This is a genomic window from Variovorax sp. LjRoot290, from assembly GCF_964253985.1.
GTDB lineage: Bacteria > Pseudomonadota > Gammaproteobacteria > Burkholderiales > Burkholderiaceae_C > Variovorax.
In genome coordinates this window covers 4,473,127-4,486,620 of sequence record NZ_CAXURW020000001.1, presented here as the reverse complement: position 1 = coordinate 4,486,620, position 13,494 = coordinate 4,473,127, and the positions used below count along the sequence as shown (strand labels likewise).

General features: G+C 67.7%; 12 protein-coding genes. 9 read left to right on the top strand and 3 right to left on the bottom strand.

The genetic code is table 11. From position 1 onward, the window contains the following. Window positions 1–12 precede the first annotated feature (12 nt). The 4 genes from ACSQ9A_RS22340 (at window position 13) to ACSQ9A_RS22325 (ending at window position 4,233) form a co-directional block, all read left to right on the top strand. Entirely contained in the window at window positions 13–1,215 is a 1,203-nt protein-coding gene (locus tag ACSQ9A_RS22340) for a PepSY-associated TM helix domain-containing protein (protein ID WP_436305214.1), read from the top strand. Continuing rightward, window positions 1,212–1,409, top strand: coding sequence for a hypothetical protein (locus ACSQ9A_RS22335; protein WP_436305213.1), 198 nt, complete (start codon window positions 1,212–1,214; stop codon window positions 1,407–1,409). The genes ACSQ9A_RS22340 and ACSQ9A_RS22335 overlap by 4 nt, the downstream gene beginning before the upstream one ends. Window positions 1,410–1,482: 73 nt before the next feature. Beyond that, window positions 1,483–3,600, top strand: a complete 2,118-nt coding sequence (locus ACSQ9A_RS22330) for a TonB-dependent receptor family protein (RefSeq protein WP_436305212.1) — start codon at window positions 1,483–1,485, stop codon at window positions 3,598–3,600. Beyond that, on the top strand, window positions 3,601–4,233 hold the full coding sequence (locus ACSQ9A_RS22325) for a phosphoribosyltransferase (RefSeq protein ID WP_436305211.1): 633 nt from the start codon (window positions 3,601–3,603) through the stop codon (window positions 4,231–4,233). A gap of 3 nt (window positions 4,234–4,236) precedes the next feature. On the opposite strand, the gene metK is transcribed toward ACSQ9A_RS22325, so the two are convergent. Next, window positions 4,237–5,418 carry a methionine adenosyltransferase gene (metK, locus tag ACSQ9A_RS22320; RefSeq protein WP_436305210.1) on the bottom strand — a complete coding sequence of 394 codons (1,182 nt, stop codon included), beginning with the start codon at window positions 5,416–5,418 and terminating at the stop codon, window positions 4,237–4,239. A 184-nt stretch (window positions 5,419–5,602) separates the two neighbouring features. Here metK and ACSQ9A_RS22315 point away from each other — a divergent pair, with 184 nt between their 5' ends. Together ACSQ9A_RS22315 and ACSQ9A_RS22310 are read left to right on the top strand one after the other, a co-directional pair. Continuing rightward, a complete protein-coding gene (locus ACSQ9A_RS22315; RefSeq protein ID WP_436305209.1) occupies window positions 5,603–6,493 on the top strand; it encodes a lysophospholipid acyltransferase family protein in 891 nt (296 codons plus the stop codon). After that, on the top strand, window positions 6,490–7,374 hold the full coding sequence (locus ACSQ9A_RS22310; protein WP_436293270.1) for a lysophospholipid acyltransferase family protein: 885 nt from the start codon (window positions 6,490–6,492) through the stop codon (window positions 7,372–7,374). Before ACSQ9A_RS22315 ends, ACSQ9A_RS22310 begins: the two co-directional genes overlap by 4 nt. A 160-nt stretch (window positions 7,375–7,534) precedes the next feature. On the opposite strand, the gene ACSQ9A_RS22305 is transcribed toward ACSQ9A_RS22310, so the two are convergent. Both ACSQ9A_RS22305 and yihA read right to left on the bottom strand, forming a co-directional pair. Continuing rightward, on the bottom strand, window positions 7,535–8,446 hold the full coding sequence (locus ACSQ9A_RS22305; RefSeq protein ID WP_436305208.1) for an alpha/beta fold hydrolase: 912 nt from the start codon (window positions 8,444–8,446) through the stop codon (window positions 7,535–7,537). Next, complete coding sequence (gene yihA, locus ACSQ9A_RS22300) at window positions 8,443–9,183, bottom strand: ribosome biogenesis GTP-binding protein YihA/YsxC (protein WP_093105562.1); 741 nt, start codon at window positions 9,181–9,183, stop codon at window positions 8,443–8,445. Before yihA ends, ACSQ9A_RS22305 begins: the two co-directional genes overlap by 4 nt. Window positions 9,184–9,254: 71 nt before the next feature. On the opposite strand from yihA, the gene ACSQ9A_RS22295 reads away from it, so the two are divergent. From ACSQ9A_RS22295 to ccsB, 3 genes are all read left to right on the top strand, one after another. Continuing rightward, window positions 9,255–9,929 carry a c-type cytochrome gene (locus ACSQ9A_RS22295; RefSeq protein ID WP_436293271.1) on the top strand — a complete coding sequence of 225 codons (675 nt, stop codon included), beginning with the start codon at window positions 9,255–9,257 and terminating at the stop codon, window positions 9,927–9,929. 103 nt (window positions 9,930–10,032) lie between these two features. After that, entirely contained in the window at window positions 10,033–12,171 is a 2,139-nt protein-coding gene (locus tag ACSQ9A_RS22290; protein ID WP_436305207.1) for a cytochrome c biogenesis protein ResB, read from the top strand. Then, the gene (gene ccsB, locus ACSQ9A_RS22285) at window positions 12,168–13,484 is read left to right on the top strand and encodes a c-type cytochrome biogenesis protein CcsB (RefSeq protein ID WP_436305206.1); all 1,317 of its coding nucleotides are present in this window, start codon (window positions 12,168–12,170) and stop codon (window positions 13,482–13,484) included. The genes ACSQ9A_RS22290 and ccsB overlap by 4 nt, the downstream gene beginning before the upstream one ends. The last annotated feature ends 10 nt before the right edge of the window (window positions 13,485–13,494 follow it).

The following is a 13,494-nucleotide window of genomic DNA, read 5'->3' as shown; positions in this document are numbered from 1 at the left end:
GAAAAAACCGCGATGAACAGCCGACGAATCAAGGCCTGGGCCTGGGTGCACAAGTGGAGCAGCCTGGTCTGCACCGTGTTCATGCTGCTCCTGTGCATCACCGGGCTGCCGCTGATCTTCCATCACGAGATCGGCCACTTGCTGGGCACCGAGGTCGATGCGCCGAAGATGCCCGCCGGCACGCCGCGCGCAAGCCTGGACCGCGTGATCGAGGTCGCGCATGCGCTGCATCCGGAGCGCGTGGTGCAGTTCGTCTCGCAGCCGGAGGATGACGACGGCCTGTGGTTCGTCACGCTCACGCCCACGCCGGCGCCGACCGAGGACTTCAAGTCGGTTGCGGTCGATGCGCGCACGGCCAAGGTGCTGGCGCAGCCCAAGTTCGACGAGGGCTTCATGTACGTGATGTTCAAGCTGCACGTCGACCTGTTCGCCGGCCTGCCCGGCAAGCTGTTCCTCGGCTTCATGGGCTTGCTGCTGCTGGTGGCGATCGTCTCCGGCGTGGTGCTCTATTCACCCTTCATGCGCAAGCTGGACTTCGGCACCGTGCGGCGCGAGCGCCGGCCGCGTCTCAAGTGGCTGGACCTGCACAACCTGCTGGGCATCGTGACGCTGGTGTGGGCCTTCACGGTCGGCGCCACCGGCATGATCAACACCTGGGCCGACCTGATCATCAAGTACTGGCAGTACGACCAGCTGAGCACGCTGCTCGCGCCCTACCAGGGGCAGCCCGAAGTGCCGAAGGCCGAGCGCGGCTCGGTGCAGCGCTCGCTGGACGTGGCGCTCGAGCGTGCGCCGGGCAACAAGGTTTCCTTCATCGCCTTCCCGGGCACGGCCTTCTCGAGCCCGCATCACAACACCGTGTTCCTGCGCGGCAGCGAACCCTTCACTTCGCGCCTGCTGCAGCCGGTGCTGGTCGACGCCAAGACCAATGCGATCACGGCCAGCCCCGAGCTGCCCTGGTACCTGACAGGACTCCTGGTCTCGCAGCCGCTTCACTTCGGCGACTACGGCGGCATGCCGATGCAGATCCTCTGGGCGCTGCTCGACATCGCGACCATCATCGTGCTGGGCAGCGGGCTCTATCTGTGGCTCAAGCGCGGCAACGCCGTGCCGGCCACAGCGCGTGCCGACGAAGCGGCACATCAGGCGGCCGTTCCGCTGGCGCAGCCCACGGCGACGGCGACGGCGACGGCGACGGCGAAGGCGGGCTCATGACGAAGCACCACCATCGCCCCCGCTTCTGGCCCATGTGGGGCTGGCCGATCGTGCTGGGCGTGCTCACCTGCATCGGGCTGGTGTCCGCGCTCTTCAGCGACGGCGGTGCCGGCGATGCGCTGGCATGGGTCGCGCTCGGCATTCCGTGCGCGGTGGGCGCCTGGTACGGCTGGCGCCGGCCTCGGCGTTCGTAGACGCGGCCTCGATCCGGCGCCATAGGGTCTTGCCCGTCGTGGCGGCGCGGCGGCTGGCCGCAGAATCGCCGCGATGAAATCCTCCGTCGCCACGGCCTGCCTGCTGCTTGCCGCGTCTTCCGCCTCGGCGCAGGATGCCGAGTCCGCACCCACGCTGCGCGAGATCACGGTCTCCACGCCGCGCGGCGCGGCGCGGCCCTTCGATGTGCCCGGTTCGGTCGACCGCGTGGAAGGCAATGAGATGCGCGACGCGCGCCTGCAGGTGAACCTGTCCGAAGGCCTGGGTAGCGTGCCCGGGCTGCAGATCCAGAACCGCCAGAACTACGCGCAGGATCTGCAGTTGTCGATACGCGGCTTCGGCGCGCGCTCCACCTTCGGCGTGCGCGGCGTGCGGCTCTATGTCGACGGCATCCCGGCCACGCTGCCCGACGGCCAGGGCCAGACCTCCAACATCGACATCGGCTCGGCCGACCGTGTCGAGATCCTGCGCGGGCCTTTCTCGGCGCTCTACGGCAATTCGTCGGGCGGCGTGGTGCAGGTCTTCACCGAGGACGGGCAGGGGCCGCCGCTGCTCGGCTTCTCGCTCGCCGGTGGCAGCTTCGGCACTGCGCGCGTCGGCAGCAAGCTCAGCGGTTCCTCGGGCGCTATCGACTACCTGCTGAGCGCCAGCCGCTTCCACACCGACGGCTGGCGCGAGCACAGCGCGGCGGATCGCGAGATCCAGAACGGCAAGCTGGGCTTCCGGCTCGACGACGGCAGCAAGCTCACGCTGGTCTTCAACAGCGTGCATCTTTATGCGCAGGACCCCCTGGGGCTGTCGGCCAGCCAGTACGCGCTGAACCCGCGCGGCGTCGATCCGGTCGCCACGCAGTTCGATACGCGCAAGACCGTGGACCAGCAGCAGCTCGGCCTGAGCTACGAGCGCCGCATCGATGCCGCGAACACGCTGCGCCTGATGGTCTACGGCGGCCAGCGCAGCACCGTCCAGTTCCAGGCGATCCCGCCCGCGGTGCAGCAGAACCCGCTGCATGCCGGCGGCGTGATCGACCTGGCGCGCGACTACGGCGGCGTGGACCTGCGCTGGAGCGCCAGGCTGCAGCTGGCCGATAGGCCCTTCGACCTGGTCGCCGGCCTGGCCTACGACGGCCTGCGCGAGCGCCGCCGCGGCTGGGAGAACTTCGTCGGCCGGTCCAGTGCGCCACTGGCCCTGGGCGTGCTGGGCCGCTTGCGCCGCAACGAGCGCAACGAGGTGCGCAACCTCGATCCCTACGTGCAGGGCAGCTGGCGCTTCGCCGATCGATGGACGCTCGAAGCCGGCGTGCGACGCAGCAACGTGCGCTTCTCCTCGCACGATCTCTACATCGTCGGCCCGAACCGCGACGACAGCGGCAGCGCGCGCTACCGCAAGACCCTGCCGATGGCTTCGCTGCGCTACGAGGCCACGCCCGATCTGGCGCTCTACGCCTCCGTCGGCCGCGGCTTCGAGACGCCGACGCTCAACGAGCTCTCCTACCGCGCGGACGGCATCGGCGGGCTCAACTTCGCTCTGCAGCCTTCGGTGAACACCAGCGTCGAGGTCGGCGCCAAGGCGCGCCTGGGTGGCGGCCTGCTCACAGCGGCGCTGTTCCAGACACGGACGCGCGACGAGATCGTGACCAACACCAACTTCGGAGGCCGCGCCACCTTTCAGAACGCCGGCCGCACCCAGCGCGACGGCTTCGAGCTCTCCTGGCAGCACGAGACGGCGAACCATTGGCGCACCCAGCTCGCCTACACCTGGCTCGATGCGCGCTACCGCGACGGCTTCTGCTCGCCGACGCCTTGCAGCGCGATCAGCACGGTGCCGGCGGGCAACCGCATCCCTGGGATCGCGGAGCATGCGCTTTTCGCGTCCTTCGGCTGGGTGCCGCCCGAAGGCTGGCGCGCCGGTACCGAGCTGCGCGCACTTGGGCGCATCCAGGCCAACGACCGCAACGACGCTGCAGCACCCGGCTACGCGGTGGTGGCGCTCTATGCGGGCTACCTCAAGCGCTGGGAGCGTTGGGAGTTCAACGCCTTCGCGCGCGTGGACAACGTCTTCGACCGGCGCTACATCGGCTCGGTGATCGTCAACGAGTCGAACATGCGCTATTTCGAACCCTCCCCGGGCCGCAACTGGACGATCGGCATGGGAGCGGCGTATCGTTTCTGAATGGATTTCAGGGACCGACGCGATGCGGGCCGCAAGCTCGCCAAGGCACTGGACGCGTGGCGTGGGCGCCCCGATGTCGTTGTGCTCGCGCTGCCGCGCGGCGGCGTGCCGGTGGCCTGGGAGGTTGCGCATTTCCTGCACGCGCCGCTCGATGTGCTGGTGGTGCGCAAGCTCGGCTTTCCGGGCCAGGAAGAATTCGCGATGGGCGCCATCGCATCGGGCGGCGTGCGCGTGATGTCGGAGCTGCCCGGCTTCTGGCCGGTGTCGGAGCGGGCCATGGAAGCTGTGGTCGCGCGCGAAACGGTAGAGCTGGCACGGCGCGAGCAGCTCTACCGCGGCCAGCGCGCGCCGCTCGCACTCGCGGGGCATGTCGTCATCCTGGTCGACGACGGCCTCGCCACCGGCGCCACCATGCATGCAGCCGTGCTGGCGGCCCGTGCCGCAGAGCCGCAGCGCATCATCGTGGCCGTGCCGGTGGCCTCGCGCGAGGCGGTCCAGTTGCTGAGCACCGTGGCCGACGAGGTGCTGAGCGTGTTCACGCCCGAGCATTTCCGGGCGGTCGGCCTCTGGTATGCGGACTTCGCGCAGACCAGCGACGAAGAGGTTAGAGAACTGTTGCGCCAGCGGCGCTGACGCTCAGAGTCCGGCGGCCGCGCGCAGCGCCGCTGCCTGGCTCGTGTTCTCCCAGGTGAACTCGGGCTCTTCGCGGCCGAAGTGGCCGTAGGCAGCGGTCTTGCCGTAGATCGGGCGCAGCAGATCGAGCATCTGGATGATGCCCTTGGGGCGCAGGTCGAAGTGCTCCTGCACCAGCGCGGCGATCTTCTCGTCGGAGATCACGCCCGTGCCTTCGGTGTAGACCGTCACGTTCATCGGCTTGGCCACGCCGATCGCATAGGCGACCTGGATCTGGCACTGGCGCGCGAGGCCGGCGGCGACGATGTTCTTGGCCACGTAGCGCGCCGCGTAGGCGGCCGAGCGGTCCACCTTGCTCGGGTCCTTGCCCGAGAATGCGCCGCCGCCGTGCGGGCAGGCGCCGCCGTAGGTGTCGACGATGATCTTGCGGCCCGTGAGGCCGCAGTCGCCCTGCGGGCCGCCGATGACGAAGCGGCCGGTCGGGTTGATCAGGTACTTGGTTTCCTTCAACCACTCCTTGGGGAGCACCGGCTTGATGATCTCCTCGATCACGGCCTCGATGAAGCTGCCCTTCATCTTGGTCGGCGTTTCGCTCTGGTCGGGGTGGTGCTGCGTGGAGAGCACGACGGTGTCGATGCTGTGCGGCTTGCCGTCCACGTAGCGCATCGTGACCTGGCTCTTGGCGTCCGGGCGCAGGAAGGGCAGGCGGCCGTCCTTGCGCAGCTGGGCCTGGCGCTCCACCAGGCGGTGGGCGTAGTAGATCGGCGCGGGCATCAGCTCGGGCGTTTCGTCGCAGGCATAGCCGAACATCAGGCCCTGGTCGCCGGCACCGGTGTTGAGGTGGTCGTCGCTCGCATGGTCCACGCCCTGCGCGATGTCGTTGGACTGCTTGTCATAGCAGACCATCACGGCGCAACCCTTGTAGTCGATGCCGTAGTCGGTGTTGTCGTAGCCGATGCGCTTGATGGTGTCGCGCGCCACCTGGATGTAGTCGACGTGCGCATTGGTCGTGATCTCGCCGGCGAGCACCACGAGGCCGGTGTTGGTCAGCGTCTCGGCGGCCACGCGGCTGCGCGCGTCCTGCGCGAAGATCGCGTCCAGAATTGCGTCCGAGATCTGGTCCGCCACCTTGTCGGGGTGGCCTTCGGAAACCGATTCGGAAGTGAAGAGAAAGTCGTTCGCCATTTCGGTAAAACTCCATGCAAGTGAATTGGCGCGTTGCCAACCCATCAGGAGCTTTGGCGAACGCTTTAGCAGTGATGTTTAACGTCGCCCTGCAAGTAGTTCCATAACTCAGCGACAATTTGCATTCTATTCGAGCCGCGTTACCCTGCGCGCGCGTCCTGGTTTTCACCCCCCCTCCGTGTCGATGATTGCTTTGTTTCGATTGCTCGCCCGTGTGCCGCTGCCCTTGATGCATGCGGTCGGCGGCTGGCTGGGCTGGCTGGTCTGGTGGCTGGCGCCGACCTACCGAAAGCGCTTCAAGGACAACGCCGAGAGCGCCGGCTTCAGCCCTGCGCAATACCGGCCTGCCATTGCCGCGGCAGGCGCTATGGCGGCCGAGTTGCCGTGGCTGTGGGCGCGGCCGCAGGGCGAGAGCGTGCTGCCGCGCATCGTCCGGTGGGATGGCGTCGCCGAATTGGAGGCCGCATTGGACGCGCGCAAGGGCGTGATCCTGGTCTCGCCGCACATCGGCAGCTGGGAGACCCTGGGGCAGGCGGTCGGCGAACGCTTCGTCGATGCCTACGGGCCGATCACGGCCTTGTTCAGGCCGGCCCGCAAGAAATGGATGGCCGAACTGATCGCCGGTTCGCGCGACCGGCGCGGTCTGCAGACGCTGCCGACCAGCGTGGGCGGCGTGCGCGGGTTGATGCGCACGCTGCGCGCCGGCGGCTACACCGGCATCCTGCCGGACCAGGTGCCGCCGCTGGGGCAGGGCGTGTGGGCGCCTTTCTTCGGCCGGCCCGCCTACACGATGACCTTGCTGCCGCGTCTCGCGCAGCAGACCGGTTCGCGCGTGTTCCTTGCCGTCTGCGAGCGGCTGCCGCGGGGCGCGGGCTATGCGATCCGCATCGAAGCCTTCGATGGCACCGCGCTGAACGATCCGAAGGCCACGCCCGAAGCCGCCGCCACCGCCATGAACGAAGGCATCGAACGGCTCATCCGCCGGCTGCCGGGCCAGTACGTCTGGGACTATGCGCGCTACAAGCAGCCGCGCGGCGAGGCGGCACCGGGGGCGGCAGTGGAGGCGGCACCATGAGCCTGTCGTCCCAGCTCGGCATCGGCTTCATGCGCACGCTGGCCCATGTGCCGCTGCCTCTGGCGCGCGGCTTCGGGGCTTTTCTGGGCCGGGTGCTGCATACCGTCGCAGCGCGGCGCCGGCGCGTGGTCGATACCAACCTCGCGCTGTGCTTCCCGGACAAGTCGCCCGAGGAGCGACGCCGCATCGCACGCGAAACCTTCGTCTATGTGGCGCAGTCCTGGCTCGACCGCAGCTGGCTCTGGCATGCGCCGGAAGCAACGGTGGCCGCCCGGCTCACGGTGAAGGGATCGGCCCGGGAGATCGACGAGATCGCCAACGGGAGCGAGCCGATGATCCTGTTCGCGCCGCACTTCTACGGCCTCGATGCGGCGGCCACCGCGTTGACCATGCACACGGCCCGGCCCTCGACCACCATCTACACCACGCAGCGCGATCCGATGGTGGACGAGTGGATTCGCGAGGGGCGCAAACGCTTCGGCAACGTGGTCGCGCTGAACCGGGTCGACGGCATCAAGCCGATCGTGGCCGGGCTGCGCAAGGGCGGCTTGCTGTACCTGCTGCCCGACATGGACTTCGGCCGCGACCAGACGGTCTTCGTGCCCTTCTACGGCGTGCCGGCCTCCACCGTGCCCTCGCTGTCGCGCTTCGCCCGCCTGGGCCGGGCCAAGGTCGTGCCGGTGGTCTCGAAGCTCACCAGGGACGGCTACGAGATCGAGGTGTTGCCGGCCTGGCAGGACTTCCCGAGCGAGGACGTGGTGGCCGACACCGCCTTGATGAACGAGCGCCTGCAAGGCTACATCGACACGATGCCCTCGCAGTACTACTGGGTGCACCGCCGCTTCAAGACGCGGCCGGATGGTGCGGCGCCGGTGTACTGAGCCCCCGGCTTGCCACTTCGTGTGCTTCGCCACCCCCCGAGGGGCTGAAGCCCGCGGCTCCAAGCCTGCCTGCGCAGGCTTGGACGGGCTGAAGGGGTGCTGCCTCTGGCGGCGACTCGGGGCGCGGCCCGCCTTGGGGCGGCCCGGCGGCGGCCGCAGTCTATTGATTGCGCTGCAGGAAGGCCTCGATCTCGCTCGCGACGTACTGCGGCTGCTCGTGCACGATCCAGTGCGTGGCGCCGGGCACCTTCTTGATCTCGAGCTTCGGCACGTACTCTTCGAGTCCTTCGAGCAGTCCCGGCAATAGCGCGGCGTCATCGAGTGCCCAGAAGACGAAAGTGGGCACCTCCACAACGAGGCGCTCACGTGGCAGCGTCGGAATCTCGGACGGCTTGCCGGGCAAGGCCGGCTTCATCGGCGTGACCCGATAGAGGTTGCAGGCGCCGGTGAGGCCCGCGTCCCACACCTCGCGGTACTTGTTCTTGACTTCTTCGGTCAGCCAGCCGAAACCGTCGGCACCGGCCTTCATCTGCGTGAAGGAGAGCCACATGCGCTTGTAGTCGTCGGCAGAAAGCAGCGCTTCGGCATCGGGCCGCGCGAGGAAGTTCATGTAGGCGCTCGCGGCCTGCTGCGCGGGATTGTTCAGCAGCTCGCGCGTGAAGGTGCCCGGATGCGGCGAATTGATGATGACCAGGCGGCCGAGCTTGTCCGGGTGCTGGTTGGCATAGCCCCAGCCGAAGGCGCCGCCCCAGTCGTGCGCCACCAGGGCCTCGATGCGACCGTCCGCGTTTTCGCTTTGGGCGAGCTGCTCGATGTCCTGCACCAGCAGGTGCGCGCGGTAGGCCGATACCTCGGTGGGCGAGCTCGATTTCTCGAAGCCGCGCAGGTTCGGCGCCACGCAGCGGTAGCCGCCGTGCTCGGGGCTCGCGAAGTATTCGAGCAGCTCGTCCCAGATGAAGGCGGCCTCGGGAAAGCCGTGCAGGAACATCATCAGGGGGCGGCCGGGTGCGCCCGCGGCGCGGCAGCTGAGCGTGGTGCCGTTGGGCAGCGCGCGCGCAAAGGTTTCGATCATGGCTCGTTGTCTCCTTCTTCTGTCGGTTCTGCGGGCTGCTCGTTCTGCGGATGGGCCCAGCGCCACAGCAGTTCGGCCGCCTCGTCGACTCCCTGTTGCTTCAAGGCCGAGAACAGTTTGACCTCGCCGCCGCCGGCCTGCAGTCGCGCAATCGACAGCGCCTTGGCGCCTTCGGAGCGCGTGAGCTTGTCGGCCTTGGTCAGGAGCACCAGGAACTTGAGGCCTTGCTCGACCCGCGGGCGGATGACTTCCAGCAGGATGTCGTCGAGCTCGGTGAGGCCGTGGCGCGGGTCGCACATCAGCACCACGCCGCGCAGGTTCTCGCGCGTCATCAGGTAGTTGCCCATGACGCGCTGCCAGCGCAGCTTGGCCTCGCGCGGCACGGCTGCGTAGCCGTAGCCGGGCAGGTCGGCCAGCACGGCGTCGTCGACCTTCTGCTTGCCGACGCCGAACAGGTTGATGTGCTGGGTACGGCCTGGCGTCTTGGAGGCGAAGGCCAGGCGCGTCTGCTGGGTGAGCGTGTTGATGGCGGTCGACTTGCCGGCGTTCGAGCGCCCGACGAAGGCAATCTCCGGCAGGTCGAAGGCCGGCAGGTGTTCCAGCTGGGGCGCACTCGTGAGGAAGTGCGCAGTGTGCAGCCAACCGCGTGCGACGCGGATGCGTTCGGCGGCCGCGGCATCGACGACAGGGGCCTTGCGGGAAGGGGGAGTGGCCGGCAGGCGCCGCGGGGTGGTCATCGATGAGCTTTCGGAACGGGGCGCCATTGTAGAATCGCGCGGTTTTGCGCCATAAATCCAAGCCCCCCGCTATGAAGTTGTTCGCTCATTTTCTGCTCGCAGCCCTCATGGGCGCCGCCGCCAGTACCAGCTTCGCGGCCGATGAGCCCGGGGCCAAGCCGGCTGCCGAGGCGCCTGCCAAGGCGCCCAAGCCCGATCCCGCCAAGGGCGACACCATCTTCAATGCCGCGCCGGCCAACAGCCAAAGCTGCGCCTCGTGCCACAACGCGGACGGCAACTCGGCCATCCCGGCCAATCCCAAGCTGGCGCAGCAGCACCCCGAATACATCCTCAAGCAGTTGCAGGACTTCAAGTCCGGCAAGCGCAAGAGCGCCATCATGAAGCCGCTGGCTTCGGCGCTGTCCGACGAAGACATGCGCAACATCGCCTGGTTCGTCGGTTCCAAGAAGGTCAAGACCGGTTTCTCGAAGGAGAAGGACCTGGTGTCGCTCGGCGAGAAGATCTACCGCGGCGGCCTGGGCGATCGCCAGATCCCGGCCTGCGCCGGCTGCCACAGCCCCAACGGTGCCGGCATCCCGGCCCAGTACCCGCGCCTGGGTGGCCAGCATGCCGACTACATCGTGCAGCAGCTCACCCTGTTCCGCGACGGCGGGCGCCTGAATGCTGCGCAGATGACCGGTGTGGCCGCCAAGCTCAACGACCGCGAGATCAAGGCCGTGGCCGACTACATTGCCGGGCTGCGTTGATTTCCGGCGCGCAAGCGTGAACTAACCGCCGATAACAAACCCAAACAAGGCGGGCCGATCCAGCGAGGATGGCCCGCCTTTTTGCTTTCCACGATTCCCCTTCATGTCAGTTTCCACCCACGGCCTTCGAGTCCGGCGCGGCCCCCACGTGGTCCGCGCGGCGGTGGAGCTCATGTCGTCGATGCGCTTCGCGATCGCGCTGCTCACGGTCATCTGCATTGCATCGATCATCGGCACCGTGCTCAAGCAGCACGAGCCGATCAACAACTACGTCAACCAGTTCGGGCCTTTCTGGGCCGAGGTGTTCCGCGCGGCCAGGCTCGATTCGATCTACAGCGCCTGGTGGTTCCTGCTGATCCTGGCCTTTCTGGTGATCAGCACCTCGCTGTGCATCGCGCGCAATACGCCGCACATCTTCAAGGACCTTAGGACTCTCAAGGAAGGCATCCGCGCGCAAAGCCTCAAGGCTTTCGGCCAGCGGGCCGAAACGGTTCTCGACGAAAGCCCGGACGCCGCGGCCAACCGCATCGGCCAGCTGCTGGCGGGCGGCGGCTGGAAGGTCAAGCTGCAGCACCGCGACGGCGACGGCTGGATGGTGGCCGCGCGCGCGGGCGGCGCCCACAAGCTCGGCTACATCGCGGCGCACAGTGCGATCGTGCTGGTGTGCCTCGGCGGCCTGCTCGACGGCGACCTGATCGTGCGCGCCCAGACCTGGTTCAACGGCAAGAGCGTCTACACCGGCGGCGGCCTGATCGCGGACGTTGCGCCACGGCACCGCCTGTCGCCCAGCAACCCGACCTTTCGCGGCAACATCCTGGTGCCCGAAGGCGGACAGGGCAGCGTCGCGATCCTGAACCAGGCCGACGGCGTGCTGCTGCAGGACCTTCCGTTCTCGATCGAGCTCAAGAAATTCATCGTCGACTATTACTCGACCGGCATGCCCAAGCTGTTCGCCAGCGAGGTGGTGCTGCACGACCGCGAGACCGGCGCGCAGGTGCCGGCGCGCATCGAGGTGAACCACCCGGCCAGCTACAAGGGCATCGAGATCTACCAGTCGAGTTTCGACGACGGCGGCTCCAGCGTGAAGCTCAAGGCGGTGCCGATGGCGGCTGCGGCCAAGCCTTTCGAAGTGGAGGGCATCATCGGCAACAGCTCGGAGATCACCAACGGCACCGACCGGCTGACGCTCGAGTACACGGCGCTGCGCGTGATCAACGTCGAGAACTTCGGCGAGAGCGCCGGCGGTGCGATGACCAGCGGCGCCGACGTGCGCAAGGTCGACCTGACGAGCGGCATCGAATCGCGCCTGGGCGCGGCCAACAAGACCAACAAGCCCAAGGTGCTGCGCAACATTGGCCCGAGCATCGGCTACAAGCTGCGCGACGCGGCGGGGCAGGCGCGCGAGTACCAGAACTACATGGTGCCGGTCGATACCGGCGACGGCCAGCCGGTTTTTTTGCTCGGCATGCGCGAGCGGCCGGAGGAGCCCTTCCGCTATTTGCGCGTACCGGCCGACGACCAGGGCTCGATGGACGGCTTCGTGCGCATGCGCGCCGCGTTGGCCGATGCCGACACGCGCACGCGCGCCATCGAGCGCTACATCGCGCGCGCGGCCGATTCCAAGCGGCCCGAGCTGGCCGAGCAGCTGCGCATCTCGGCCGGCCGCGCGCTGGCGCTGTTCGCGGGCACCGAGCGGGCCAAGGCCGACGCGGTGAGCGCCGGCGGCTGGCAGGCGATCGCCGAATTCATGGAAGCGAACGTGCCCGAGGCCGACCGGGAGCGCGCCGGCGCGGTGCTGGTGCGCATCCTCAACGACGTGCTGTTCGAGGTGCTCAATCTGAGCCGCGAGAAGGCGGGGTTGACGGCCTTGCCGGCCGACGAGAAGTCGCAAGCCTTCCTGACCCAGGCGGTGCTCGCCATCAGCGACGCGTATTTCTACCCCGCGCCGGTGGCGATGATGATGACCGACTTCAAGCAGGTGCAGGCCAGCGTGTTCCAGGTCGCTCGCGCGCCGGGCAAGAACGTGGTCTATCTGGGTTGCCTGTTGCTGATCGTGGGCATTTTTGCGATGCTGTACGTGCGCGAGCGCAGGCTGTGGGTGTGGCTCGCCAAGGACGCGAGCGCCAGTGGCACGGCGGCCACCATGGCTTTTTCGGTCAACCGCAAGACCATCGACAGCGATCGCGAATTCGAGCGTCTCAAAGACAAGCTGCTCGCCAGCAGGAAAGACACCGCCCCATGAGCACCACCACCCTCACACTGAACGACGGCTGGCTTTCGCGCCGCAACGCCTTCGACTGGGTGTTTGCCGCGCTGGTACTGGCCGGCGGACTGTTCGCGTTCTCGCGCTATGTCGGCGCGATGGACATCTACGAGAAGATCATCCTGCTGGCGGCGATGCCCGCCGCCATCTGGCTCGGCTGGTTCTGGCGGCCGCTGCGCGTGCTGGCGATCGTGGTGGCGGCAGCCGCGCTGCTGGGCATCGCCTCCTACCAGGGCGACCTGGCGCGTGCCGACACGGTGTTCTGGCTCAAGTACTTGCTGTCCAGCCAGTCGGCCATCCTGTGGATGAGCGTGCTCTTCTTCATGAGCACGTTGTTCTACTGGATCGGCTTCTTTGCGGCCAAGCAGGCCGACACCATGGACCTCATCGGCTCGCGCCTCGCATGGGCGGCCGTCACGATGGCGCTGATCGGCTCCATGGTGCGCTGGTACGAAAGCCACCAGCTCGGGCCGGACATCGGCCATATCCCGGTCAGCAACCTCTACGAGGTGTTCGTGCTGTTCTGCTGGCTGACGGCGACCTTCTATCTCTACTTCGAATCGCGCTACGGCACGCGGGCCTTGGGTGCCTTCGTGATGCTGGTGGTCAGCGCCGCGGTCGGCTTCCTGCTCTGGTACACGCTGGTGCGTGAAGCCCACGAAATCCAGCCGCTGGTGCCGGCTTTGCAGAGCTGGTGGATGAAGCTGCATGTGCCGGCCAATTTCATCGGCTACGGCACCTTTGCGCTGGCGGCGATGGTGGCCTTCGCCTACCTCATCAAGGAGCAGGCGCAGGAGACCCGCTGGTACAAGCTCACGCCGATGTGGCTGCTTGGCGTGGCGCTGTGCTTCGTGCCCGTGGCGTTCCGCCAGCGCGTGCAGGAAGCCGGCGGCAGCTACTGGTTCGCCTATGCGGCCATCTCGGCATTGATCGCCGCCGGCATCCTGCTGGGCCGCAAGCGCATCGCCGCGCGGCTGCCGGCCAACGAGGTGTTGGACGACGTGATGTACAAGTCCATCACGGTCGGCTTTGCCTTCTTCACCATCGCCACCGTGCTCGGCGCCCTGTGGGCGGCCGACGCCTGGGGCGGCTACTGGAGCTGGGACCCGAAGGAAACCTGGGCGCTGATCGTCTGGCTCAACTACGCGGCCTGGCTGCACATGCGGCTGGTCAAGGGCCTGCGAGGCACGGTGGCAGCCTGGTGGGCGCTGGGCGGGCTGGCGGTGACGACCTTCGCCTTCCTGGGGGTCAACATGTTCCTGAGCGGATTGCACAGCTACGGCACCTTGTAGGAGCGACCCG

What these genes read in the sequence shown, in the direction of transcription:
- ACSQ9A_RS22335 (WP_436305213.1), top strand. Translation starts at nt 1,212, where the DNA reads ATGACGAAGCACCACCATCGCCCCCGCTTCTGGCCCATGTGGGGCTGG.
- ACSQ9A_RS22330 (WP_436305212.1), top strand. Translation starts at nt 1,483, where the DNA reads ATGAAATCCTCCGTCGCCACGGCCTGCCTGCTGCTTGCCGCGTCTTCC.
- ACSQ9A_RS22310 (WP_436293270.1), top strand. Translation starts at nt 6,490, where the DNA reads ATGAGCCTGTCGTCCCAGCTCGGCATCGGCTTCATGCGCACGCTGGCC.
- ACSQ9A_RS22315 (WP_436305209.1), top strand. Translation starts at nt 5,603, where the DNA reads ATGATTGCTTTGTTTCGATTGCTCGCCCGTGTGCCGCTGCCCTTGATG.
- ccsB (WP_436305206.1), top strand. Translation starts at nt 12,168, where the DNA reads ATGAGCACCACCACCCTCACACTGAACGACGGCTGGCTTTCGCGCCGC.
- ACSQ9A_RS22305 (WP_436305208.1), bottom strand. Translation starts at nt 8,446, where the DNA reads ATGATCGAAACCTTTGCGCGCGCGCTGCCCAACGGCACCACGCTCAGC.
- metK (WP_436305210.1), bottom strand. Translation starts at nt 5,418, where the DNA reads ATGGCGAACGACTTTCTCTTCACTTCCGAATCGGTTTCCGAAGGCCAC.
- ACSQ9A_RS22325 (WP_436305211.1), top strand. Translation starts at nt 3,601, where the DNA reads ATGGATTTCAGGGACCGACGCGATGCGGGCCGCAAGCTCGCCAAGGCA.
- ACSQ9A_RS22290 (WP_436305207.1), top strand. Translation starts at nt 10,033, where the DNA reads ATGTCAGTTTCCACCCACGGCCTTCGAGTCCGGCGCGGCCCCCACGTG.
- ACSQ9A_RS22295 (WP_436293271.1), top strand. Translation starts at nt 9,255, where the DNA reads ATGAAGTTGTTCGCTCATTTTCTGCTCGCAGCCCTCATGGGCGCCGCC.
- yihA (WP_093105562.1), bottom strand. Translation starts at nt 9,183, where the DNA reads ATGACCACCCCGCGGCGCCTGCCGGCCACTCCCCCTTCCCGCAAGGCC.
- ACSQ9A_RS22340 (WP_436305214.1), top strand. Translation starts at nt 13, where the DNA reads ATGAACAGCCGACGAATCAAGGCCTGGGCCTGGGTGCACAAGTGGAGC.